General features: G+C 63.2%; 26 protein-coding genes and 1 riboswitch. Of the genes, 10 read left to right on the forward strand and 16 right to left on the reverse strand.

All coding sequences use genetic code 11. The annotated features are described in order from the left end of the window. Nucleotides 1-7: 7 nt before the first annotated feature. Together AC1DZU_RS28870 and AC1DZU_RS28875 are read right to left on the reverse strand one after the other, a co-directional pair. On the reverse strand, nt 8-955 hold the full coding sequence (locus AC1DZU_RS28870) for an aldo/keto reductase (RefSeq protein ID WP_477289987.1): 948 nt from the start codon (nt 953-955) through the stop codon (nt 8-10). A gap of 122 nt (nt 956-1,077) precedes the next feature. After that, nucleotides 1,078-1,599 (reverse strand): gamma-glutamylcyclotransferase, encoded by a 522-nt coding sequence (locus AC1DZU_RS28875; protein WP_477289988.1) that lies wholly within the window; start codon nt 1,597-1,599, stop codon nt 1,078-1,080. Between the two features lie 133 nt (nt 1,600-1,732). Here AC1DZU_RS28875 and AC1DZU_RS28880 point away from each other — a divergent pair, with 133 nt between their 5' ends. After that, nucleotides 1,733-2,731: a DUF2125 domain-containing protein gene (locus AC1DZU_RS28880; RefSeq protein ID WP_477289989.1), complete on the forward strand. Its 999-nt coding sequence runs from the start codon at nt 1,733-1,735 to the stop codon at nt 2,729-2,731. 7 nt (nt 2,732-2,738) lie between these two features. After that, on the forward strand, nt 2,739-3,665 hold the full coding sequence (locus AC1DZU_RS28885) for a sugar kinase (protein WP_477289990.1): 927 nt from the start codon (nt 2,739-2,741) through the stop codon (nt 3,663-3,665). Nucleotides 3,666-3,674: 9 nt separating this feature from the next. Here the strand turns inward: AC1DZU_RS28885 and AC1DZU_RS28890 are convergent, their stop codons facing one another. Together AC1DZU_RS28890 and hisC are read right to left on the reverse strand one after the other, a co-directional pair. Next, on the reverse strand, nt 3,675-4,610 hold the full coding sequence (locus tag AC1DZU_RS28890) for a prephenate/arogenate dehydrogenase family protein (protein WP_477289991.1): 936 nt from the start codon (nt 4,608-4,610) through the stop codon (nt 3,675-3,677). A gap of 6 nt (nt 4,611-4,616) precedes the next feature. Further along, a complete protein-coding gene (gene hisC, locus AC1DZU_RS28895) occupies nt 4,617-5,726 on the reverse strand; it encodes a histidinol-phosphate transaminase (RefSeq protein WP_477289992.1) in 1,110 nt (369 codons plus the stop codon). Nucleotides 5,727-5,863: 137 nt separating this feature from the next. Continuing rightward, nucleotides 5,864-5,941: riboswitch (SAM riboswitch) on the forward strand. A gap of 111 nt (nt 5,942-6,052) precedes the next feature. On the opposite strand from hisC, the gene metX reads away from it, so the two are divergent. Together metX and metW are read left to right on the forward strand one after the other, a co-directional pair. Further along, entirely contained in the window at nt 6,053-7,222 is a 1,170-nt protein-coding gene (gene metX / locus AC1DZU_RS28900; RefSeq protein ID WP_477289993.1) for a homoserine O-acetyltransferase MetX, read from the forward strand. A 58-nt stretch (nt 7,223-7,280) separates the two neighbouring features. Continuing rightward, nucleotides 7,281-7,895 carry a methionine biosynthesis protein MetW gene (gene metW / locus AC1DZU_RS28905; RefSeq protein ID WP_095084894.1) on the forward strand — a complete coding sequence of 205 codons (615 nt, stop codon included), beginning with the start codon at nt 7,281-7,283 and terminating at the stop codon, nt 7,893-7,895. A 71-nt stretch (nt 7,896-7,966) separates the two neighbouring features. On the opposite strand, the gene AC1DZU_RS28910 is transcribed toward metW, so the two are convergent. Then, nucleotides 7,967-8,293 carry a DUF1330 domain-containing protein gene (locus tag AC1DZU_RS28910; protein WP_477289994.1) on the reverse strand — a complete coding sequence of 109 codons (327 nt, stop codon included), beginning with the start codon at nt 8,291-8,293 and terminating at the stop codon, nt 7,967-7,969. Between the two features lie 371 nt (nt 8,294-8,664). On the opposite strand from AC1DZU_RS28910, the gene AC1DZU_RS28915 reads away from it, so the two are divergent. Beyond that, nucleotides 8,665-9,600 carry a glycosyltransferase family 2 protein gene (locus AC1DZU_RS28915; protein WP_477289995.1) on the forward strand — a complete coding sequence of 312 codons (936 nt, stop codon included), beginning with the start codon at nt 8,665-8,667 and terminating at the stop codon, nt 9,598-9,600. 21 nt (nt 9,601-9,621) lie between these two features. On the opposite strand, the gene AC1DZU_RS28920 is transcribed toward AC1DZU_RS28915, so the two are convergent. The 3 genes from AC1DZU_RS28920 to AC1DZU_RS28930 form a co-directional block, all read right to left on the reverse strand. Then, nucleotides 9,622-10,425 (reverse strand): DUF1194 domain-containing protein, encoded by an 804-nt coding sequence (locus AC1DZU_RS28920; RefSeq protein WP_477289996.1) that lies wholly within the window; start codon nt 10,423-10,425, stop codon nt 9,622-9,624. An 88-nt stretch (nt 10,426-10,513) separates the two neighbouring features. Then, nucleotides 10,514-12,340, reverse strand: a complete 1,827-nt coding sequence (locus AC1DZU_RS28925; protein ID WP_477289997.1) for an ABC transporter ATP-binding protein/permease — start codon at nt 12,338-12,340, stop codon at nt 10,514-10,516. A gap of 127 nt (nt 12,341-12,467) precedes the next feature. Continuing rightward, a complete protein-coding gene (locus AC1DZU_RS28930; RefSeq protein ID WP_477289998.1) occupies nt 12,468-13,256 on the reverse strand; it encodes a class I SAM-dependent methyltransferase in 789 nt (262 codons plus the stop codon). Between the two features lie 161 nt (nt 13,257-13,417). Between AC1DZU_RS28930 and gloB the strand changes: the two genes are divergently transcribed. Both gloB and AC1DZU_RS28940 read left to right on the forward strand, forming a co-directional pair. Next, complete coding sequence (gene gloB / locus AC1DZU_RS28935; protein ID WP_477289999.1) at nt 13,418-14,185, forward strand: hydroxyacylglutathione hydrolase; 768 nt, start codon at nt 13,418-13,420, stop codon at nt 14,183-14,185. A gap of 21 nt (nt 14,186-14,206) precedes the next feature. Next, on the forward strand, nt 14,207-14,653 hold the full coding sequence (locus AC1DZU_RS28940; RefSeq protein ID WP_477290000.1) for a cupin domain-containing protein: 447 nt from the start codon (nt 14,207-14,209) through the stop codon (nt 14,651-14,653). Here the strand turns inward: AC1DZU_RS28940 and AC1DZU_RS28945 are convergent. Genes AC1DZU_RS28945 through AC1DZU_RS28955 form a run of 3 tightly spaced genes read right to left on the reverse strand, consistent with a single transcriptional unit; the run spans nt 14,650 to nt 17,051 of the window. Continuing rightward, complete coding sequence (locus tag AC1DZU_RS28945; protein ID WP_477290002.1) at nt 14,650-15,324, reverse strand: lysoplasmalogenase; 675 nt, start codon at nt 15,322-15,324, stop codon at nt 14,650-14,652. The genes AC1DZU_RS28940 and AC1DZU_RS28945 overlap by 4 nt on opposite strands. Beyond that, entirely contained in the window at nt 15,321-16,214 is an 894-nt protein-coding gene (yddG, locus tag AC1DZU_RS28950; protein WP_477290004.1) for an aromatic amino acid exporter YddG, read from the reverse strand. The genes AC1DZU_RS28945 and yddG overlap by 4 nt, the downstream gene beginning before the upstream one ends. Nucleotides 16,215-16,262: 48 nt before the next feature. Then, entirely contained in the window at nt 16,263-17,051 is a 789-nt protein-coding gene (locus tag AC1DZU_RS28955; RefSeq protein ID WP_477290006.1) for a DUF3108 domain-containing protein, read from the reverse strand. A gap of 256 nt (nt 17,052-17,307) precedes the next feature. Here AC1DZU_RS28955 and rpmB point away from each other — a divergent pair, with 256 nt between their 5' ends. The 3 genes from rpmB to AC1DZU_RS28970 all read left to right on the forward strand — a co-directional run bounded on the left by rpmB (nt 17,308) and on the right by AC1DZU_RS28970 (nt 19,144). Further along, nucleotides 17,308-17,604, forward strand: a complete 297-nt coding sequence (rpmB, locus tag AC1DZU_RS28960) for a 50S ribosomal protein L28 (protein ID WP_091585249.1) — start codon at nt 17,308-17,310, stop codon at nt 17,602-17,604. A 137-nt stretch (nt 17,605-17,741) separates the two neighbouring features. Continuing rightward, complete coding sequence (locus AC1DZU_RS28965; protein WP_477290008.1) at nt 17,742-18,422, forward strand: queuosine precursor transporter; 681 nt, start codon at nt 17,742-17,744, stop codon at nt 18,420-18,422. A 41-nt stretch (nt 18,423-18,463) separates the two neighbouring features. After that, on the forward strand, nt 18,464-19,144 hold the full coding sequence (locus tag AC1DZU_RS28970) for a hypothetical protein (protein ID WP_477290010.1): 681 nt from the start codon (nt 18,464-18,466) through the stop codon (nt 19,142-19,144). 24 nt (nt 19,145-19,168) lie between these two features. Here the strand turns inward: AC1DZU_RS28970 and AC1DZU_RS28975 are convergent, their stop codons facing one another. The 5 genes from AC1DZU_RS28975 to AC1DZU_RS28995 form a co-directional block, all read right to left on the reverse strand. Further along, nucleotides 19,169-19,654 (reverse strand): SRPBCC family protein, encoded by a 486-nt coding sequence (locus tag AC1DZU_RS28975; protein ID WP_477290012.1) that lies wholly within the window; start codon nt 19,652-19,654, stop codon nt 19,169-19,171. Further along, complete coding sequence (locus tag AC1DZU_RS28980; RefSeq protein ID WP_477290014.1) at nt 19,651-20,019, reverse strand: ArsR/SmtB family transcription factor; 369 nt, start codon at nt 20,017-20,019, stop codon at nt 19,651-19,653. The genes AC1DZU_RS28975 and AC1DZU_RS28980 overlap by 4 nt, the downstream gene beginning before the upstream one ends. A 172-nt stretch (nt 20,020-20,191) precedes the next feature. Continuing rightward, nucleotides 20,192-21,220, reverse strand: a complete 1,029-nt coding sequence (locus AC1DZU_RS28985; RefSeq protein WP_477290016.1) for an esterase-like activity of phytase family protein — start codon at nt 21,218-21,220, stop codon at nt 20,192-20,194. After that, nucleotides 21,217-23,115 (reverse strand): cobaltochelatase subunit CobT, encoded by a 1,899-nt coding sequence (gene cobT / locus AC1DZU_RS28990; RefSeq protein ID WP_477290018.1) that lies wholly within the window; start codon nt 23,113-23,115, stop codon nt 21,217-21,219. Before cobT ends, AC1DZU_RS28985 begins: the two co-directional genes overlap by 4 nt. 9 nt (nt 23,116-23,124) lie before the next feature. Beyond that, nucleotides 23,125-23,580, reverse strand: a complete 456-nt coding sequence (locus AC1DZU_RS28995) for a hypothetical protein (RefSeq protein WP_477290020.1) — start codon at nt 23,578-23,580, stop codon at nt 23,125-23,127. Nucleotides 23,581-23,582: the final 2 nt, after the last annotated feature.

Consider the following 23,582-nt stretch of genomic DNA (forward strand, 5'->3'; position numbering starts at 1 on the left):
GGAAGTGTCAGCCGCTCGCTTTGTCGAGCTCGGCCATGTCGTCGGCGGTCAATTTCAGCGACGCCGCCTTGATCAGGCTGTCCATCTGCTCAGGCCTGGTGGCGCTGGCGATCGGCGCCGTGACGCCTGGCCGTGCGATAACCCAGGCAAGCGCCACCTCGGCCTGCTTGGCCGAATGTCTGGCCGACACCGCATCGAGCGCCGCGAGGATGCGCGTGCCGCGCGCGTTGAGGTAGTCTTTCACCCCGCCCCCACGCGGGCTTTGGCCGAGATCGGCCTCGCTGCGGTATTTGCCGCTGAGGAAGCCCTTGGCCAGACTGAAATAGGTGATGACGCCGATATCCTCGGCCACGCACAGATCGCGCAACGGCCCGTCGAAGGAGGAACGGTCGTAGAGATTGTATTCCGGCTGCAGCACCTCGTAGCGCGGCAGGCTGCGCAGGCTCGCCACATCGAGTGCCGCGCGCAACTGGCCGGCGTCGAGGTTCGAGCAGCCGGCATAGCGGATCTTGCCCTTGGCGAGCAGCTTCTCGTAGGCGCCAAGGGTTTCCTCATAGGGCGTGGTCGGATCCGGCCAGTGCGACAGATAGAGGTCGATGACGTCCGTCTGCAACCGCTTCAGCGACGCGTCGACGGCCTTTTCGATATAGGCCGCGGACAAGTCCTTGTGGCCCTGCCCCATATCCGAGCCTACCTTGGTGACCACCACGACGTGATCGCGATTGCCCCGGTCCTTCATCCACTTGCCGATGATTGTTTCCGATTCGCCGCCCTTGTGGCCTGGCACCCAGCGCGAATAGGCGTCCGCCGTGTCGACGGCGTTGAGACCGGCCCCGACGAAGCGGTCTAGCAGATCGAACGACGTTTTCTCGTCGGCGGTCCAGCCGAAGACATTGCCGCCCAGAACCAGCGGCGCGATGGAAAGATCGGTGCGACCAAGACGGCGTTTCTGCAAGGCGTATCTCCGGGATGATTAGGGGGCCGGTGAATGCAGCCCTGGCTGAGGTTCAAAACCTAACCTAGGTCTTGCCATATCGAGGTCAAAGGCCTGACGACTTTTTCCGCAGAGCCAGCGCTTCACAAAGGCGCTACCCGGCGCGCGACATCCTCCAGCCAGTGGTCGCTTATGCCCAGCGCCTCGAGGTGTTCCAGCGTGCTGATCACATAGTCCTCATTGTTGCCGGACTGGCCGACCGCGCCGCGCACCACGGCCGCTGCATGCGCCGCGTCGAGCGCGCCGGCATATTGCTCATGCTGGCGGTCGACGATGTAGGCCACGGCTTCGACCGTCCGGCCGACGGCAAGGCGAATCTTGAGCGTACGTTCGAGATAGACGTTGGTGACCAGCTCGCGCTCGCGCAGATAGGCGATGACCTCATCGCGCAATTCGCCGGGCACGCGGAACGCCAAACCGACGCAGGAGCCACCACGGTCGAGACCAAGCACCAGCCCCGGCCGCTGACGCGTGCCGCGATGCACGAAGGAATAGACGCACAGTGAGCGCCGGTAGCCGTGCAGGCGGGCGCGCTGTGTCTCGACATGCGCGAAACCCGGACGCCAGATCAGCGACCCATAGCCAAACACCCAAAAATCGCCCATATCGCCGCGCCTGATTGTAAAGAATGGCAGCACCACACCGGAATCGGTGTTTTTTCCGTCCGCCTCTGTCTACCTATTGTTGTCGGAATCGCGAGTCCGCCTGCAACACCCATGCGTTAACGAGAGCCAAAGCATGACGTCAAGTGACGAACGCCAACCGAAGCGCCGACGCCGCCTGTTCTGGCTTGCCGCGTTCATCGTCGTGTTGTTCGCCATTTACAGCGCTGGCTGGTTCTATCTCGCTGACCGGGTCAGAAGTGAAGCCGACAAGGCCGTTGCCGCGCTCAACAAGACTGGTGTCGAGGCCGGCTGCGCCAATCTCCAGGTCAGCGGCTATCCGCTGAGCTTTGCCGTCTCCTGCGACAATCTCGCTTATGAGGACGATGCCAAGAACATCGCGGCCTCGGCCGGCAGCTTCAATGCGGTCGCCCAGATCATCCAGCCGCTGTCGCCGGTTGCCGATCTGCGCGGTCCGCTCAGGACCTCCGTTCCGGGCATGATGCCGTTGTGGATCGACTGGGACAATCTGCAAGCCAACGTCAAACTGTCATGGCCGCTGCCACGCCGCATTTCGCTTCAGGCCGAGGGTCTCTCCGGCCAGACCGATCCGGCTGATGACACCGATCCGGTCGAACTGTTCAGTGCCGGCAAGGCGGACAGCCAATTGCAGCCGAACGGTGGGGATATCAACTATCTCGGCAATTTCAGCGATCTCGAGATCGATTCCGAGGCGATCGGCGGGCGCGTGCTGCCGGCGCTCGATGCCAGCGGCGACGTGACGCTGAAGAATGGCGTGGCGCTGATCGGCAGGCAAGTGAAGAGCCTGCGCGGCCAGGCGATCGAGATCCGCAACCTTGACCTGTCGTCAGGCACGGCGCGCGTCACCGTTTCCGGACCGTTGTCGGTCGATGCCGAAGGTCTGATCGACGCCGACCTGACGATCACGCTGAAGGATCCGAAGGCCGTGGCGGCGATCCTCGGCGGTGCCATCCCCGAGCAGAAAACGCAAATCGAGCAGGGCTTTGCTGGCTTGGCGCTGCTCGGCAACCAGCCGTCGATGCCGCTCAAGGTGGTCAAGGGCAAGGCCTCGCTCGGCTTCATTCCGCTGGGCAAGATCAAGCCGGTGGAATAGCGCATCGATGGCAAAAACCGTGAGACTGCTGAGTGTCGGCGCGCTGACGCTGGATACGATCCTGCGTGTCGAGACGCTGCCCGACCACCAAGGCAAGTTCATCGCCTCCGACGGCGTCCAGATTGCCTCGGGCATGGCGACGAGCGCGGCCTGCGCAGCACTTCGCCTGGGCGCCGCCGTATCGCTGTGGGCGAGCACGGGCGACGATTCCGTCGGCGATCAGTTGATCGCCGGGATCCAGGCGGAAGGCGTCGATTGCAGCTTCGTGCGCCGCGTCAGTGGCGCCCGCTCGGCGCTCGCCTCGATCCTGGTCGACGCGCACGGCGAGCGCATCATCGTGCCTTTCTACGACAGCCAAGCCCAGGCCGATCCCGAGGCTTTACCGGTCGCCGACCTCTCCGCATTCGATGCCGTGCTGGTCGACGTCCGCTGGCCCGGTGCTGCAGCGCTTGCCCTGGAGGCGGCGCACGCCATCGGCCGCCCGGCGATCCTTGATGCCGATACCGCGCCGAGGGAGGTGCTGGAGCTGCTGCTGCCGCTGGCTTCCCATATCGTGGCTTCCGAGCCGGCGGCGCGCATACTGTGCGGCGCGGAACTGGATTCGCGCCAGGCCTGTGAGGCACTTGCCCGGCGCGGCGATGCATTTGTCGCGATTACCGGCGGCGCGGGTGGAACCTGGTGGTTCGATCGCGCGACGGGATCATCGCGCCATGTCGCGGCGCCAAAAATCAAGGCGGTCGACACGCTGGCCGCCGGCGATGTCTTTCACGGCGCCTTCGCCGTCGGGCTGGCAGAAGCCATGCCGGTCGAGCAGGTCTTGCGCTTTGCCAGTGCGGCCGCCGCGCTCAAATGCCTGCGCTTCGGCGGCAGGCTGGGCGCGCCGGACCGGGCCGAGACGATGGCGATGATGAAAAGCCACTGGCCAGCAGGCTGAAGAACCGATCTATGCCTTCGCCGGGTGCTCGACCGCCTGACGGCCGAAATCGGGGACGTCGATGTCCTGGCCGGCCTCGATGATCGAGCGGCGCACAGCGCGGGTGCGGGTGAACAGATCGAACAGCTTTTCGCCGTCGCCCCAGCGGATCGCCCGCTGCAGCGACGCCAGATCTTCCGAGAACCGCGCCAGCATTTCAAGGATGGCGTCCTTGTTGTGCAGGCAGACGTCGCGCCACATGGTCGGATCCGAGGCGGCGAGACGGGTGAAATCGCGAAAACCTGAAGCCGAATATTTGATCACTTCGGACTTTGTCACCGACTGCAGATCGTCGGCGGTGCCGACGATGTTGTAGGCAATGATGTGCGGCAGGTGCGAGACGATGGCCAGCGTCATGTCGTGATGCTGCGGATCCATGGTGTCGATGTTGGCGCCGCAACGGCGCCAGAATTCCGACAGCCTCTCCAGCGCATCCGGGTCGGTGTCGGGCAGCGGGGTGAAGATGCACCAGCGATTGTCGAACAGGTCGGCGAAACCGGCATCGGGGCCGGATTTTTCCGTGCCCGCCAGGGGGTGGCCCGGAATGAAATGCACGCCATCGGGCACATAGGGCTGCATCTGCGCGATGACTGATGCCTTGGTCGAGCCGACATCGGTGAGGATCGCGCCCTGCTTCAGTGCCGGCGCGATTTCCTCGGCCACAGCGCCCGACGAGCCGACCGGCACCGAGACAATGACCAGATCGGCATCGCGGACCGCTTCTTTCGCATCGGTGGTGTAGGAGGAGCCGAGCCCAAGCTCTTGCGCCCGCGCCAGCGTCGCGGCACTGCGGGTCGAGATGGCGACGTGGCGGGCGAGGCCCTCGCGGCGGATGACGCGGGCCAGCGACGAGCCGATCAGGCCGATGCCGACCAGCGCGATCTTTTCAAACATCGGTGATGTCATGGTGTTCTAGCTTTTCAGGAAAGTCGTGAGAGCGGCGACAACGCCGCGATTGGCCTCTTCGGTGCCGACGGTCATGCGCAGCGCGTTGGGGAAGCCGTAGCCGGAAACGCGCCGCAGGATATAGCCGCGCGCCGTCAGATAATCGTCCGCCGCGGCAGCCGAATATTTCTGGTCGTTGGGAAAATGGATCAGAATGAAATTGCCGACGCTTGGCGTCACCCGCAGCCCGAGCTTGCCAAACTCCTCGCTCAGCCATGTGAGCCACGTTTCGTTGTGCATCACGCTGCGTTGGACGTGGTCGCGGTCACGGATCGCGGCGATGCCGGCCTCGATCGCCGTCGCATTGACGTTGAAAGGGCCACGCACACGGTTGATGGCATCGACGATGTGCATCGGCGCGTACATCCAGCCGATCCGCGCCCCGCCGAGGCCGATCTTGGAGAAGGTGCGGGTCATCACCACGTTCTCGGCGCCGCCGACCAGTTCGATGCCGGCTTCATAATCGTTGCGGCGGACATATTCGGCGTAAGCCGCGTCGAGCACCAGAAGCACATTTCTGGGCAGGCCGGCATGCAGGCGGCGCACTTCCTGGAACGGCACATAGGTCCCGGTCGGGTTGTTGGGATTGGCAAGGAACACGATTTTCGTGCGCGGTGTGACCGCGGCCAGCATCGCATCGATGTCGGCACACTCATCGGTCTCCTTGACCGCGACCGGAGTGGCGCCGGCCGACTGGATGTAGATCTTGTAGACCATGAAGGCGTGTTCGGTGAAAATCGCCTCGTCGCCGGGAGCGAGATAGGTCTGCGCCAAAAGGCCGAGAATTTCGTCGGAGCCGTTGGAACAGATGATGTTCTGCGGATTGAGACCATGCACCTCGGCGATCGCCTCACGCAGCCGCCTGGCGGTGCCGTCGGGATAGACGTCGAGCTTCGCAGCAATCTCCCGCGCTGCCTCGATTGCCTTCGGCGACGGACCGAGCGGGTTCTCGTTCGACGACAGTTTGAACACCTTGGCGACACCGGCGGGCGCCGTGCTCTTGCCCGGCACATAGGCGTCGATATCCATGATGCCCGCGCGCGGGGTTGGACGTGCCTTGTCCGGTGTCTGGCTCATGTCGTAAAATCCGTCGAGACCGCTTCCGCCTGGAAGCCGCAGCGGAAATACAAGCCACGGCTCGCAATGTCGAGAGGTGGCAGCCTCTGGACTACGGCTGGCCGTTGACGCCGGCGTGCCGCAGTCCTAGAAGGGGTGAGAACTTCCGTGGTGATTTGGCCGGTCGGCTTGCAGCCACGTTAAACAACTTGCTAAAGGGCCGTTTGCATCCTGTAACCGGCTTTGCGACTGCAATGCCGGTTTTTTTGTTGTCCGTGCCGGCCGGACACCGCATTGGCCTCCAATTTCGAAAGCACCGTGCGGATTCAAAGTGTGAGATGGATGCAATGGCCGCTCTGCGCGCTGGAAAAACCAACAACGAGGCTGATCAGCCGTCGAGCCCGGTGCTGCGCTTTGGGCCCGACAAGCCGCTCAAGCTCGATGCCGGCACACTGCTGTCGCCGTTCCAGATCGCCTACCAGACCTACGGCACGCTGAACAACGCCCGTTCCAACGCCATCCTCGTCTGCCATGCGCTGACCGGCGACCAGCATGTCGGCAGCACCAATCCGGTGACCGGCAAACCGGGCTGGTGGGAAGTGCTGATCGGCCCCGGCAAGATCATCGACACCAGTCGTTTCTTCGTCATCTGCTCCAACGTCATTGGTGGCTGCCTGGGCTCGACCGGCCCGGCCTCGACCAATCCCGCCACCGGCAAGCCCTATGGGCTCGACCTGCCGATCATCACCATCCGCGACATGGTGCGCGCCCAGCAGATGCTGATCGACCATTTCGGCATCGAAAAACTGTTTTGCGTCCTCGGCGGCTCGATGGGCGGCATGCAGGTGCTGGAATGGGCGTCGAGCTATCCGGAGCGCGTCTTCTCGGCTCTGCCGATTGCCACCGGCGCGCGCCATTCCTCACAGAACATCGCCTTCCATGAGGTTGGCCGGCAAGCCGTGATGGCCGATCCGGACTGGCACGGCGGCAAATATTTCGAGCACGGCAAACGCCCGGAAAAGGGCTTGGCGGTGGCGCGCATGGCCGCCCACATCACCTATCTGTCGGAAGCCGCCCTGCACCGGAAGTTCGGCCGCAATCTGCAGGATCGCGAGGCGCTCACCTTCGGCTTCGACGCCGACTTCCAGATCGAGAGCTATCTGCGCCACCAGGGCATGACTTTCGTCGACCGCTTCGATGCCAATTCCTATCTCTACATGACGCGATCGATGGACTATTTCGACCTCGCCGCCGACCATGGCGGCCGGCTGGCGGATGCGTTCGCCGGTACGAAAACCCGCTTCTGCCTGGTGTCCTTCACCTCGGATTGGCTGTTTCCGACCGAAGAGAGCCGCTCGATCGTGCATGCGCTCAATGCGGCCGGCGCGTCGGTGTCCTTTGTCGAGATCGAGACCGATCGCGGCCACGACGCCTTCCTGCTCGACGAGCCGGAACTGTTTGCCGCCATCAATGGCTTCATCGGCTCCGCGGCGCGGGCGCGAGGGCTCAGCGCATGACCCCGGAAAGTTACAGACTTTCCGGATCGGGATCATGCGCCAAGCAGGAGGCGAAGCCATGAACGTCACCCGCAACCAGCGCGTCGACCTCGAAGTCGTCGCCAACCTCATCCCGCCACAGTCGCGCGTGCTCGACGTCGGTTCGGGCGATGGCTCACTGCTCGAATTGCTGCAGGACACCAAACAGGTCGACGGCCGCGGCCTTGAACTGTCGCAGCGTGGCGTCAACGAATGCGTGGCACGCGGCTTGAGCGTCATTCAGGGCGACGCCGACAAAGATCTCGAGTTCTATCCCGACAAGGGCTTTGACTTCGTCGTCCTGTCGCAGACCTTGCAGGCCACCCGCAACCCGAAGCTGGTTCTCAAGGAACTGCTCAGGATCGGCAATCGCGCCATCGTGTCCTTCCCCAATTTCGGCCATTGGCGGGTCCGCATGTCGTTGTTCCTCAATGGCCGCATGCCGGTGACCACGGACCTGCCCTATTCCTGGTACGACACGCCCAACATCCATTTCTGCACCATCCGCGACTTCGTCAATCTGTGCGACGAGCTTGGCGCCACCGTGGAAAAAGCAACCGCGCTCGACGCCAATGGCCAGAAGATCGGCCTGTCGATGCCATGGTGGTTCTGGAACTTCTTCGGCCAGCAGGCGGTGTTCTTGCTGAAACGGTAATCTCGCTGCTCTATCTCTTCGTTTGGACGCAATTCCCTCAGGGAAAGCGCTACGCGCTTTTCCTGTCGACTTCACGCTGGGTCAAGGACATCCGTGGCCATATGCGGATGTTCTACGCCGTCAACGAAGATCACATCGGCTTCCGAGTTGTCGGTCCTCAACGACAGTATCGCCTGGTAAGCGGCCGAATTGTACCACCCGCATACGTGCTGCCTGTCAGGAAATTCGATGATGATCAGGTGGCCCGGCCAGGTGTTTTCGATGACCTCGATATCGCCGCCATGGACCAGGAAACGGCCGCTGAAAGGGGCCAGCGTTGCGTCGATCCTTTGCAGATATTCAACGAGTTGCGGACCCATCCCGGCTTGGCGCATATGGGCAACGGCGTAGGCTGTCATGACAGGTACTTCCTCTGGAACCGAAGCCGACCAGCCGACCTCGCCACGGCAATCTGCCCAAACACCGGCGCGATGCGATTACGTCTTACGTAGTGGAATGCATTCGGATTCTAGACGCGTCATTCATCGCAAGGGCGATTCGCAAGCAAAACGCGCGGCAATAGTGTTGCAGTTGAAGCGCTAGATTCTGGAATTCGTCATTTCACACGCATTGAGCAGCATCCCTGTGGGGTGACAGGTGCGCTTGTTTTTCGTAGCGTCGTGACCAATACGGGGGATATCGAAGGGGGAGTCCGATCCATTTGACCGTCCTGAAGATCGAAAGATCTGGCAGGAAGCGTATTTTTTGCGCTGGAAATGGCTGACGCAGTATGACCGGGAAGACAGTGCACGCTCCTCTCATCACGGTGATTACGCCGACTCACAACAGGCGTGAGGCGGTATTGCGCGCCGTGGAAAGTGTACTTTCCCAGAGCATGCCGAGGTACGAGCATATTGTCGTCGACGATGGCTCGACGGACGGAACAGCGGCGGCGCTGGCCGGCATTCGCGATCCGCGACTGATCTATGTCGGCGCGAAATGGCGAGGCGCCAATGCCGCCCGCAATGCAGGCATCGAGCGCGCGCGCGCCCCCATCGTGACGTTCCTCGATTCCGACGATGTCTATCTGCCGCACAGGCTCGAACGGACACTGACCTGGTTCGATGCCGATCCCGCGCTCGAAGTGCTGATCAGCTCCTATGTCTCCCTGAAGGGCGGACACGCCACCAATTGCATCAATCGCGATGCATTCCTCAACTCGGCCACGCTGGAACGAACGCTGGTCGCGGAGACAATCTTGATCGCAGGATCGGCGATAACCGCCCGCCGTGAGGCGTTGCTGGCCATCGGCGGCTACGACAGCGACATCGCCCGGATGCAAGATCGGGAATTGTTGCTGCGTCTTGCCCTGCGCTTCGGTGCGCAATTGTCTCAGAACATCGACTGGACGAAGCACAATTCGGAGAATTCGATTTCGCGACGCCGCCACGGCTATGTCGAAGCCTATGCGAACCTGATGCGCAAACACCCGAATATTGCCCGCTCCTACCCGCATATTCCGCCCTACATGATCACGCGACAGATCATTTCCGATATTCTGAAGTGCCGGATTCCGGAAGCCTTCTCGGGCTACATGGCCAACCGTTCGTCGAAAGACCTCGGCTACTCGCTGCCCGAACTGATCAATGGCTATGTCTATGGCCGGCGCTGGCGCCGCGACCTTCACGATGAGTTTCGGCAAAAGTTCGAGGCCCGTCCGGCCTGACCCCTGTCACTACGACGAAAGCTATCGGTCGAGTTCCGGAAAATACGGGTCCGAAAAAAACCGTCTGTCCCGCTCGCCTTTCAGGCAGTCGACAGGCGCGGCAGCGTCGACGGGGATGACCCTCGTCCTCTCTTGAATGCCGCTCACTTCGAGGATCAGCTTGCGCCGGATGGCGGTCGAAAATTCGGCGGCAGCGTAGATCGGCAACACGAAGGAACCAGGCCCTCCGGTCACGCACTGCGCATAATACTGGTCGAGATGGCTGAAGGTTGGTGACGGATTGATCAGGATCGGCAGGCCGTTGATGACGATGCCTTTGGCGGTTGCCGCATCGCGCGTCGCGGTGACCGGCGGCCCGATATTGTTGGGACCATCGCCAGATATATCGATGACGCGGCGTTCGCCCTCGAAAGAAGGGCGATCGAAAAGCTCGGTGCCGAAAGCCAGTGCACTGGAAATCGAGGTGCCGCGGAAGCTGCGGAACGGTCGGGCCGCAACCTTGTCGGCAAAGCTGTTGGCGCTCTCGGCGCTGTCGATGATTTGCCAGTCGATGATCGCGTCGTCGCGCACCGTGCCGGCCCATTCGAAATAGGCGAGCGCGATGCGACCCGTCTTGCCGGCGCGGACCGCCTGGATGAAATCGGGGTGCCGCAGCGCCTCGACATAACCGGCGCGCTGCAGGGCGAACTCCTTCTCGTCCATCGACAGCGAAATGTCGACCGCCAGCACCAGTTCGACATCGACCGCCAGCGCATCCGGCGGCGGAGCGACCGGAGTAGCCTGGGCACAGGCAAGACAGGCAAGCAGGCGCAAAGCATCAAGCATGGCCGACGCCAAGGTTGTTTCTTTGGGAAATCTTCCTTCGCGATCGCGGCAAAATAAAGCTTGGAGCCCGTAGCCCCGGGAAAACAGCCTATTTCTTGCGGCGGGCGGTCGCCGGCGGCGGGTCGATCGCACCGGCCCTGACGCGGACGGGTTTCAGCGCCTGCGCGCCGGTATCCTTGACGATCGTCAACGCGCGCGGAAAGAACTGATTGTTGTGCAGGCCGCGTCCGATGTTGAGGATCGCGGTCCCGGGCAAGCGCTTCTCCAGTGTCGACAGCACGCGCCGCAGCGAGGGTCCGTCGAACGCGTCCAGGGCTTCGTCGATGATCACCCACTTCGGCTGCCGCAAGGCCAGCCTGGCGAAGGCCAGCGAACGCTGTTCGTCATCGCCCAGCTCATGCTCCCAGCGCGCGCTGCGATCGAGTGAGGATGACAGCCGTCCAAGCCCGACTTCGGCAAGCACCGCCGAAATGTCGGCGTCGCTTGCCGGCGCAGGTCCGTTCGGGTGGTCCAGAACCTCGCGCAGCGTACCGGTCGGGAAATACGGGACGCGCGGCACGAATATGGGATTTTCTCCCGCGGGCAGGCCGATCCGCCCGCTCCCCCATGGCCACAGGCCGGCAATGGCGCGGAAGAACAACGTCTTGCCGGCGCCCGGGTCGCCGGTGATCATGACGCGCTCGCCGGGGCGGATTTCGACATGCTGGTCGGCAAGTTTGGTGCAGCCGTCCCGCGAGGCCACTTCAAGCTTCTCGAAAGTCAGGCTGCCATTGGCGTTCTCGCCGAAGGCAATGCGCCTTTCCTTGTCGTGCAGCACATCGGTCTCATTGAGCGCGATGCGGAAGTCGGCGACGCGCATCAGCGTGGCACGCCAGTCGGCGATGCTGCCGATGTTATTGATGAACCAGCGCAACGAAGAGTGAACCTGATTGAAGGCGCCGACCGCCATCATCAGCCCGCCAAAGCTGATTTCGCCCGAGAAATAGACTGGCGAGGCGACCAGGATGGGTGCCACGACGGTGATCCAGCCATAGGTGTCGGTCACCCAGGACAGGTTGATCTGGGCGGTGTAGATGCGGCGCATGGCGCCCAGCACCGTGCTGAGGTCAAGCCCGAGCCGTCGCCTGGCATCGGCCTCGCCATGGTACAGCGCGATGGCATCGACATTCTCGTTGACGCGCACCATCGATGAGCGCAGCTCGGCTTCGCGTGTGTAGCGGTCGCTGTTGAGGCGGATCAGCGGTCGCCCGACCAGCCAGCTCAGCCAGGAGGCGGTACCGGCGTAAAGGATGGCGGCCCAGACCATGTAGCCCGGTATGGCCAGGGAGGTGCCGCCGACATGGAACACGAAGCCCGAAGACAGTTCCCACAACACGCCGACGAAGGACACGAGCAGGATGCATGACTGCAGCAAGCCGACGCCGAGATCGGTCGACAGGTCGGACAAATGCGCGGCGTCCTGCTGCATGCGCTGATCGGGATTGACGCCGATGGCGCCGGCATTGGCAAGACGAAAGGCCCGCGCCGGCCGCATCCACTGGTCGATCAGATCCAGCGTCAGCGCCTCGCGCAGCTTCAGCCTGATCATCTGGTTGAGCCAGGTCTGGCCGATATTGAGCACCAGAAGTCCGCCGGCGATTGCCGCAAAGACGAAAAGCTGGTGCAGGAAGGCCGCCATGTCGCGGCGCGCAAGCGCATCGTAGAAAGGCTGGTTCCAGCGGTTGAGCAGGACCTGACCGATCGACGTTGCGATGATGACGGCCATGATGCCGCCCGATGTCCAGAGCAACCAGCTGCGAACCGGTGATCCCGTCAGCGCTTGCCTGATCGTCGCCACCTGATCACGCAGGCTGCTGGCTTCGACCGCCATGGCAGCCGGCTGAACGGTGGCTGCATTGTCCAGTTGATCAGCCATAGCTGAGGTCCTTGCGTTCAGTGCTGAAACCGGATGGAGAGACTTGATCGCATCCGTCGTTCAAATGGGCTGCGAGCCCCCTTGCGACAGATAGGGTGGGACAAGGCCCCAGGCGTTCTTGTCGCGATCACGAAGCCGTCACCCCCGCAGCCGATGGCCTGGCATCCCCGGCCTCATTCTGACGGCCGAGCCGCGTGGCGCCATGCGGCGACAGCACCGGCACGAAGACGCGACGCGAGGCACGCTGGGCGACCGGAACGCCTTGATAGAGCCGCTTCTGCGCCTCGACGACGATGACACCGGAAAAGATCGGCCACAGCCGCCGGCCGGCGCGTTCCAGCACGTTCTGGAAGCGCATCATGAAGCGCCGCCGCGATGGCGGGAAGAACAGCGCATCGGACCAGGCTGCCGGCGTGAAATTCGTCTCGCGCAGCAGTTCGGTGAGCTGGCCGCGCGAGAACGGCCGGCCATTGCCGAACGGCGTATGCTCGAAGCGCGCCCAGACGCCACGCCGGTTGGGCACGACGATGACGACGCGGCCAGCCGGCGACAGCACCCGCCAGATCTCGTTCAGCGTTTCGCGCGGATTTTCGACATGTTCGAGCGAATGGACCAGCAGCATGCGGTCGATGCAGGAATCGACCAGCGGCAGCTCCTCGTCGAAGACCAATGCCGTCGCCGTCGGCCCCGTCGCCGGCCACACCACGGCGCCTTGCGTTGCCGGCATGAAGGCGAAGACCCGCTCGGCATCGGTGCCGAAACGCTCCAGCCACGGCAAGGTGTAGCCGAGGCCGACCAGCCGCTCATTGGGCACGGCCGCCCAGATCGACGACAGCGCCATGGTGATCGAGCGCTCGGCGAACCGGCCGAGCGTTGTCGAATAGAAGGAGCGAAGATCGACGATGTCGGAATGCATGCGAGGGATGTAGCCGTGATATCGGCGGGTTTCAACAAAAGGCCTCGACGAGGTCGACATTCCCGAGTGACACTTGTCATCTCCCTGGAATGTCATTCGACATTCCGGGATGACATCGGCGCCTTGGCGCCCTATGTCTGCGGCGACAACGGAGAGATGCGATGCCGGTCGAAATCGAACAGTTCAACTGCCGCAGCGACAATTTCGGCGTGCTGGTGCATGACCCCAAAAGCGGCCAGACCGCGATCATCGATGCGCCCGAGGAAGCGCCGATCCTGGCCGCGCTCAAGCGCACCGGCTGGACGCCGACGATGATCCTGACCACGCATCACCATGTCGATCATGTCGAGGCCAATCTGGCGCTGAAGGAGCGCTTCAAGCTGCGCATCATCGGCCCGGAAGCGGAAAAGGCGAAGATTCCCGGCATCGACGAAACCGTCGAAGACGGTTCCGTCGTTCATCTCGGCGATGAACGCATCGAGGTGATCGCCACGCCTGGCCATACCGCCGGCCACGTCTCCTACTACTTGCCGGCATCGAAGGTGGCGTTCACCGCCGACACGCTGTTTGCGCTGGGCTGCGGGCGGCTGTTCGAATGCAAGCCGCCGGTGATGTACGAGTCGCTGAAAAAGCTTGCAGCGCTTCCCGCCGCGACCGTCATCTATTGCGGCCACGAGTACACGCTCTCCAACGCCCGTTTCGCGCTGACCGTCGACCCGACCAATTCGGCGTTGAAGGAACGTGCCGCCAAGATCGAGGCGTTGCGGGCCGACAACAAGTCGACGCTGCCGACGACGATCGGCGAGGAACTGTCGACCAATCCGTTCCTGCGCTGGCACGACCCGGCGATCCGCAAGCATCTTGGGCTGGAGAAGGCCTCGGACGCCGAGGTGTTCGCCGAAATCCGCAAACGCAAGGATAATTTCTAAGCACAGGATGGTCCGGAACCCATGACCAGCGCAGCCGAAATCATCGCGATCCTCGGCCTGAAGCCGCATCCGGAAGGTGGCTGGTATGCGGAGACGTTTCGCGACGGCGCCGGCGGCGCGCGCGGCCATTCGACCGCGATATATTTCCTTTTGGAACAGCACCAGGTTTCGGCCTGGCACCGGGTCAAGGACGCCACCGAGGTCTGGCATTTCCACGCCGGAGCCCCGCTGGCGTTGTCGATGAGTGAGGAAGATGGCGCCGTGTTCGAGCAGGTGCTCGGCATCGACCTGGCGGCAGGCGAGCGGCCGCAGGTCGTCATCCCGGCAGGCTGGTGGCAATCGGCGCGCAGCCTGGGCGAATGGACGCTGGTCGGCTGCACAGTCGCTCCAGGCTTTGAGTTCGCCACCTTCGAATTGGCAGAGCCCGGCTGGCAGCCGAAACAACCCCAACTCAGCGAGAACCCCTAGCTCAGCAGGAATCCTAGGGTGATCGCCAGTTGGGCGGCGTAGTAGAGACCCCAGACGGCCAAACGCATCCAGACGCGGTGCGGCGAGATGGCGGCCGCCAGGAATTTTTCCGCGGCGAGCAACCCGTCCGATGCCATGAACAGCAGCGCGCCGCCGACAATCGAGACGCTGCCCGTCGTCAGTGCCGAAACGCCCATGGCGAGGATGGCCGCGACATAGGCGACGATCGGAATGCGCAGGCCGGGACCGACACGCCGCCAGAGCGCCGCCAGCATGACGATCGCGAACGCCGCCATTGCCAGCGCGATCGCCCCGCGCCACGACTCGGCGCCAAGCAACTCCAGGCCGCCGCCACTGCGCAAGAACAACGCGACATAGACGATGTGGGCAACGAGAAAACTGGCCAGCCCGCCGAGAAAGGCCCTTTCGCCGTCGCGCGACAGGAAGGCATCGCCAGCGGCGCTGAGCGCAAGGGCGATGACCAGCAGCAGCGGGCCGCCTTGCAGCGCCACCAGCACGGCAAGCATCGCCACGGCCAGTGTCTTTGCCGCCGAGCGGGCGAGCGTCGGCGGCATGCCTGATATGAAGGCGTAGATCACCGCCGCCACCAGCGAAAAGATCAACGTCGCATTGGCATTGGCGTCGATGCCGCCTGCAAACGGCATCGTCATGCCTTGGCTCCGCTTTCCGTCGCGACCGGCTTGCGCAGGAACAGCGATTTTGCCGCCAGCGCCGCCCCGCCGGTGATGAGCACGCAGGCGGCGAGGACGCGCAGCGACGGCTCGGCGACGCCGGCCGCGATCAGCACAAGCGTCGACAATAGCGGCGCCGCATAGCTTGCCGCGCCGAGCACCTGGATGTTGCCGCGTTTGACGCCGATATCCCAGGCGTAGAAGGCCGCGCCGACAGGCATCAGGCCAAGCCCGAGCACGGCCAGCCACTGGCCGGCACCCTCCGGAAGCACGGTCTTTTCCAGCGTCAGGTGGCAAGCGAGCGACAGCACCGCGGTGGCGGCGCAGAACCAGGTGACGATGCTGGTCGGCACCGACGGGAAGCGCCGCGACAAAAGCGAATAGGACGACCACAGCACGGCGCAGACGGCGGCCATGGCATAGCCGAAGGCGTAGCGGGCATCGAAGGCGAGGCCGCCGCCCTTGGTGACGATCAGCACGGTGCCGGCAAGGCCGAGCAGCGCGCCGACGACATGGTTCCAGGCCAGGCGCTCGCCCGGCATCAGCGCCGAACCCAGCACGATGAGCAGCGGCCACAGATAGGCGATCAGGCTCGCCTCCACCGCCGGCGCATTGCGCAGCGCAGTGAAGTAGAAGAAGTGGTAGCCGAACAGCCCGGCAATGCCGATCAGCCAAACCTGCGGCGGTATCTTCTGGCTCTTGTCGGGGGCCGGCATGACCAGCCGCGCGACAAACCCGACCCCGGTGCCGATCGAAAAGGTGATTGCCGACAGCAGGAACGGCGGCACCTGGCCGGAGGCATCCGTAAGCAGCGCCAGCAGCGCCCACATGGCGACCGCCGAAAAGCCTATGAGTGTTGCGCGCCCCATTCTGTCTCCAGTGGTGCGCCCCGTTCTGTCCCCAGTGGCGCGCCTGACCTATTGTACCGCTTCGAAACGCCTGGCGCTGATGGTCAAGGTGCCGATCTGCGTTCCAACCGTGGCGTGGATCGGCGCATATACGCCGGTTTGGCCGAGCGGCGCAAACGTCACCATCATGCGGCTGCGGTCCTTCAGGTAGTTGAGCGCCTTGCGGCCCTTGCGATAGCCCGCCACCGGATCGAAGCCCATCCGGCAGGTGATGGTATCGCCCTTGTAACCCGGCACCGAGATCGTGCCTTTCGACGCGTAGGTCAGCGTCAGATCGGCGCGCATCTCGCCATCATAGAATTTCACCGTGCGGCCGCAGACCTGGTCTAGGCTGTCGGCGTGGATGACCGTGGCGGCCATCGGATCAAGCACCGATGCCAGGTCGCCGGTGCCAATCGGCACCCAGCTCTTGGGATCGCGCTTGTCCGGCGCCGGGATGACCTGCGTCGAGGTGACCGTGCCATTGGCAAAGCGGATATCGACCACCGATGCCTTCTTGCCGGAGGTGTAATCGGCACGAAACGCCTGCGGCACCATCTTCTTGCCCGAGATCGTGCCCTTGGACGAGACCGTGCCCTGGGTATCGTCGAACAGCTTGGCGAGACCGGCAGCTCTGACGCTGCCTTCGATCGCGTAGGCGCCGTTCTCATAGTGGCTGGAAAACGTTGATTTCGCTATCGAAAGACCAAAAAATGACACGATGTACTCGCCCTTGAACGACTGCGGCGAGGCAGCTGTGGCGGCGGACGGCAAGGCGATGGCGAGCACGGCAGCAAGGGCGAGAGAGGAACGAAGCATGGCGGCATCGGGTCCTTGATTCTTGGCCGGAGGCGGGCAACTCCGGGCTGGCATGTCCCTGTCAGACCGCTTATAGGATGAATTCCGGCCTTAATATGAAATGCCGGGCGCGTCCGTGGGCATGCCGGAGCTTGACGCACCGGCGAAATGCAACTATGGAACGCCAACTTTTTCCATAAGGCCGCCTGACCAGAACCGCGCGCCACCCGGCGTGGGCATAAAGGTTTGGCAGACCCGAGAACTGAAGGTTAGAACTATGTCCCGCACCTGCGAACTCACTGCCAAGGCAGTCATGTCCGGCAACAATGTGAGCCACGCCAACAACAAGACCAAGCGTCGCTTCCTGCCGAACCTCGTCAATGTGACGCTGATCTCGGAAGCGCTGAACCAGAACGTGCGCCTGCGCATTTCGGCCAACGCCCTGCGTTCGGTCGAACATCGCGGCGGTCTGGATGCCTTCCTGGCCAAGGCCGACGTCAAGGAACTGTCGCAGCGCGCGCGTCTGTTGAAGAAGCAGATCGCCAAGAAGCTTGCCGATCAGCCTGCTGCCTAACATCGTTTAAAGGCGGGGGACGACCGCCTTGGGCATCGGATCCAAGCCTTTCAAAGTGGCTTCCGATGCTCAAACAAAGCGAGCGTGATTCGGTTTCGGAATAACGCTCCGCTGGTTCCATTACCCAGGATAAAAAAATGAGTTCCTTCTCGCGATACCTGCCCTTCGTGGCCGCCATGGCGCTTGTCGTCGTGGCATCGAACATTCTCGTGCAGTTCCCGATGCAGGGGCAGATCGGCAGCCTGTCGCTGGCCGACCTTTTGACCTGGGGCGCCTTCACCTATCCCTTCTCGTTCCTGGTCACCGATCTCGCCAACCGCCGCTATGGGCCTGCCGTGGCGCGCAGGATCGTCTTTGTCGGCTTCATGACTGCCGTCATCTGCTCGATCCTCGTCCCGCCCTTCCTTTTCCGCCACGGCCTGATGGAATTCGAGACCGCGGCCGACCGGCTGGTGCGCATCGCCGCGGCGTCAGGTGCTGCGTTCCTCTGTGCGCAATTGCTCGACGTCACCGTGTTCAACCGGCTGCGACGGCAGAGCTGGTGGCAGGCGCCGATCGTCGGCACACTGGTCGGCTCGGTGTTCGACACCGCCGTGTTCTTTACCGTCGCTTTCTCGGCCGCTTTCGCCTTCGCTGGTCCCAACGACAGTTTCGCGCTCGAAACCGCACCACTGATGGGTGTGTTCCATGTCGACGCCATGCGCTGGATCTCCTGGGCTCTCGGCGACCTCAGTGTGAAGCTGATCATCGCCATTGTGGCGCTGATCCCCTACCGGCTTGTCGCCGCCCGCTGGAGCCAGCCGGCTGTCGCGGTCTAGGCCGTTTCGGATAAGGTCACGGCCAAACAGAAAGAAAGCCCGTGATCCCCTGGGTCCAGCTCGATTCGGCAAAGACCCCAGACGGCCAACAAGAGCTTCGCCTCAAGCGGCGCGGTTCCGAATTCTCGATCATGCTCGGCACCAATGAGTTGATGAACAGCCGCCTCAGCGGCTCCGAGCAAGCGCTGGCAAAACTGTCTTGCCAAAGGATTGCCGGCCATCGGCGGCCGAGAATGCTGATCGGCGGGCTCGGCATGGGTTTTACCTTGCGCGCCGCCCTCGCCGAACTCGGCAATGATCCCAGCATCGTCGTTGCGGAGCTGGTGCCGGCAGTCGTCGCCTGGGCACGCGGCGCGATGGCCGAGGTATTTGGCGGCTGCCTCGACGATCCGCGCGTCACTGTCGAGGAGGCCGACGTCGGCCAGTTGATACGGTCGGAGCCGGCTGCCTGGGACGCCATCCTGCTCGATGTCGACAACGGCCCGCAAGGCATCGTCCACAAATCCAACGACGCGCTTTACAGCCTGCAGGGGCTGGGAGCCGCGCGCACCGCCCTAAAGCCGGGCGGTGTCCTGGCGGTGTGGTCGCAAGGCCCCGACGGCGGCTTCACGCGGCGGCTGAAGCAGGCAGGCTTTGCTGTCGAGGAGATCAACACGCGCGCCAACGGCAAGCGTGGCGCCCGCCACGTCATCTGGATCGCAACCAACGGCCGACGATCCTGAGCTAGAGCCGGGCAGCGGACCGGTTTACTTCGACTTCTGGAGTTCCGCGCCAAGCGCGTCCAACAGCCCGCGTGTTCCCTCTTCCCGTCCTTTCGCGGAATCGACACCGTCGAAAAACGCGCCCTGCTCGGTATAGGTCAGCCGCGTGCCATTGCCGGAGGGGGTCAGTTCGACGGTGGTGAGGGATGCCGACATTGGCTGCGGCCCGATCGCCATCCTGTAGGAGAAGACGATGCGCTGGTCGGCAACGATGTCCTGGAACTGCGCGTCGAGCCTGATCTCCGGACCACCGGCATAGCTGAATCGCGACACCTCGCCGCCGCCGACACGAAAATCGAAGCTGAATTCGGCGATGGCAAAACCATCGCCTTCGATCCGCCAGCGCCGCACGGTCGCCTTGTCGGCGAAGGCATGGAAGACTTGGGCAGGCGATTGCGGATAGGTCCGCTCGATGGTGAACGTGGAGTGGATGACGGAATGCTCGTCTTTCACGGGGGCGATTTGGTTCATGTCTGTTCGTCCTTTTCCTGATCTTGAACTTTCGGGGGCGATTGATCTGTGTCGGCCAGGATCTGGCCAAGTCGGTCGAGGTGACGTTCCGCCGGTATGCGGCGTTCAGCAATCCAGTCTGCGAGCGGGGCAAGCCCGCCCGGTTCGATCCGGCAGGTACGCACCCGTCCGATCTTTTCGCTGCGGATCAGCCCGCAGGCTTCCAGCACCTGCAGATGTTGCAGCACGGCGGCGAACGTCATCCCGAACGGTTCCGCCAGCTGGCTGACGGTGGCCGGTCCGCGGCTCAATTTTTCCAGGATCTGGCGGCGGGTGGGCTCGACCAGAGCCCGCAAGATGCTGTCGATCTCGGAATAGTTAAGCATGGACTTGAGTATTGCGGGGTCGCCGTTAATTGTCAAGTCTAGACTAAAGTATTTTGACGCGCGAGCATGCAGCCGGAAAACCATTCGGCGTCAAGGACTTGGCAGGGTGAAGCGGAGCGGACCAGCTGCGCCTTCGAAAATCACTGGCGAGCGTCAGTTGGTGAGGCGTTGTTCAATCCTGGTGCAGGATGAATTCCAGATAGAGGTTGCGCTGCAGGATCGAGTGGTTGTCGTCGGAGACCAGCGACACCATCAGCGCGCCGTCGTCGCGGGTCCAGACGTCGAGCCCTTCCATATTGTCGATCTGGTAGCCCATGTCGGCCTCCAGCAGCACCGGTCCGTCGGCGACGGCGCCCTTCTCGACGCTCTCGCCATAGATGCGCCGCAGCCGCATCTTGACGCCGCGAGCCATCGAGAAGCTGCGCTCCAGCAACAGCAGGTCGCCATCCGGCAGGAAGGCGCCGTCGGTGATGTCGAAGTCGCCGTTGCGCTTGACGGTGAACACGCCCTTGTGCGGCCCTTCGATGATGGCGGCATAGATGTTTCCGGCCTTGTCGAGGCTCTTTTCGGAGACGACGACCAGCCCGCCCTCATGCTGGCCGTTGGCATTGGCGTGGGTGACGGTCTCGAAACCGCGGTTCTGACGCAGTTCCCGGGCCGGCACCAGGAAATCCAGCTGCTTGAACGGCGCCTTCATATCGTTGGGGTCGATCTTGAACTGGGCGACGTGATGGCTGCGCTCGAAGCCGACAGTGGCGATGCCGTCCTTGACGGCGAGGCCTTCGGCGTCGACCTCCCGCTTCTCGTCGATCGCCCGCCCCGCTTCGTCGACCATCTGCTGGATGCGGAAATTCTGGATGCCGGACGGCCGCTTGTCGGCGTTGCGGACCACCGTTCCGAAGAACCAGAAGCCTGTGTCGGCGACGCCAATGAAATCGCTGCCGCCTTTGAGAAAGCGGAAGGCCGACAGCGCTCCGAAATCGCGTGTCGCCGAGGTCATTTCCAGCCCGCCGACGAATTCGAATGGGCCGAACTGTTTGTCGGCGCGGCCGATTTGGAATTCGGTGATCGGGCGGGCCGAGATTTCGACCGGTTCGACCGAAGTCGCGTCGGCCGATCCGGCTTGTGCCGAAGCCACGCCGGCAAGCAGGGAAATGGCGGCGAATAGCGTCTGCTGGAATCCGCCGCGCGAAAAGATCATCCGGCGCGCCGCATGCCGCCGCGCCGCGTGTCGCGCGCGCTTTCCTCGGCGAACAGCGAGGCCAGTTGCTCGGTCATGGCGCCGGCCAGTTCCTCGGCGTCGACGATGGTGACGGCGCGCCTGTAATAGCGGGTGACGTCATGGCCGATGCCGATGGCCAGCAACTCCACCGGCGAGCGCGTCTCGATCAGTTCGATGACGGCGCGCAGATGGCGCTCGAGATAATTGCCCGGATTGACCGACAGCGTCGAATCGTCGACCGGCGCGCCGTCCGAGATCATCATCAGGATCTTGCGCTGTTCCGGCCGGGCAATCAGCCGGTTGTGCGCCCACAACAGCGCCTCGCCGTCGATATTTTCCTTGAGCAGGCCCTCGCGCATCATTAGGCCAAGGTTGCGCCGTGCCCGCCGCCACGGATGATCGGCGGATTTATAGATGATATGGCGCAAATCGTTGAGCCGGCCGGGGTTCGGCGGCTTGCCGTCCTTCAGCCACTTCTCGCGCGCCTGCCCGCCCTTCCAGGCTCGGGTGGTGAAGCCAAGGATCTCGACCGAGACGCCGCAGCGTTCCAGCGTACGCGCCAGGATGTCGGCGCAGGTGGCGGCGACCGTGATCGGCCGGCCTCGCATCGAGCCGGAATTGTCGAGCACCAGCGTCACCACGGTGTCGCGGAATTTGGTGTCGCGTTCCTGCTTGAAGGACAGCGGCTGCATCGGATCAATGACGACGCGCACCAAGCGCGCCGGGTCGAGGTAGCCTTCCTCCAGGTCGAAATCCCACGACCGGTTCTGCTGCGCCATCAGCCGCCGCTGCAGCCGGTTGGCCAGCCGCCCGACGACGCCGGATAGATTGGCAAGCTGCTTGTCCAGGAAGGCGCGCAGCCGGTCGAGCTCTTCCTCTTCGCAAAGCTCCTCGGCACCGACCGTCTCGTCGAAGGCCGTGGTGAAGACCTTATAGTCGATTTCCTTCGGCAGATTGGTGAAGGGATTGTCGTTGCGGCGCGCCTCGCCGGGCGTCTCGGCATCCGCATCGTCATCGTCGGACAGGTCGTCGGCGGTGGCGTCGGAGGCTTCGGTCTCGGCCGACTGCTCATCATCGGCGGACGCCTCCGCATCCTCGGACTGCGACTGCTCGGAGCCGGAATCCTCTTCGCCGCCCTCCTCGCTCTGCTCCTCGCCTTGCGGCTGGTTGTCGTCATTCTCCTCGGAGTCTTCTGTCTCCTGGTCGTCGCCGAGTTCCTCCGCCATTTCCATGGAGGCGAGCATCTCGCGAACGACGCGGGCGAACGCCTGTTGGTCGTCGAGCTTGGCCGAGAGACCGTCGAGGTCGGCGCTGGCCTTTTCCTCGACCCAGGGCCGCCACAGCTCGACCAGTCGTTCGCCGCTCTTCGGGATCGGGCGGCCGGTCAGCTTCTCGCGCACCATCAGCGCCAGTGCTTCCTCGATCGGCGCGTCGGCCTTGTCCTTGACATCGACGAGGTTGGCCTTGGCGTATTTGTCCTCGAGCATCGAGCCGATATTGTCGGCGACGCCTTGCATGGCGCGGCTGCCGATCGCCTCGACGCGGGCCTGCTCGACCGCGTCGTAGACGGCGCGGGCCTGCTTGCCCTCCGGCGCCAGCTTGGTGTGGATGCGCACGTCATGGCAGGCGCGCTTCAGCGCCATGGAATCGCCAAGGCCGCGGGTGATGGCGATGTCGGCCTTGGACGCCTTCTTCGGCAGTTCGGGCAGCCGGGCGCGGCTGCCCGCAAGTGCCGGCCGGTCCTTGGCGAAGCCGACTTCGAGCTCCTTGTCGCCGGCGATGGCACGCATGCAGACGGTGACGGCGCGCTTGAAGCTGTCGGCTTCAGACCCCGTCTTCGACTTGTTGCGCGTGTTGTCGCCCGGACCCGCCATTATCTATCTCTATTTCACCGCTGGCTGTTGGCCAAGCTGAGTGCGTAGGAGGCCGACAATCTCTTCCACCGAGATTGTAAAGTAGCCTCCTTTCCCACTGTCATGTGCCTGTCTCCACAGACTGTATCCGTGGTCAAAGCCATCAGGAATCGGACCAATCCCCTCAAGTTCAACCACACTTTCTTTCAGTACGCTGGCGGCTACAGGGAGGTGAGGAATGGTTTGTAGCTGCTTTCCATCATTAGGTATTGGCGCATCAGTGACTGAAATCGAAACGATCGGCTGGCTTTCGCCCTCCAAATTATCGACCGCGCCTATGATCACCCGCGATGATGCCGGTGTCGCTCCACGGTAAGTCCAAATCTGCCCAGGTTTGAATGGTTCGTTCTGGGCCATAGCTGCCTGACAGATACCAAAGCTCAGGATTGAAAAACTCCACAGGAACGTCCGGCGGGTTGTTCCCATAG

The organism is Mesorhizobium sp. P2_A12, assembly GCF_056405075.1.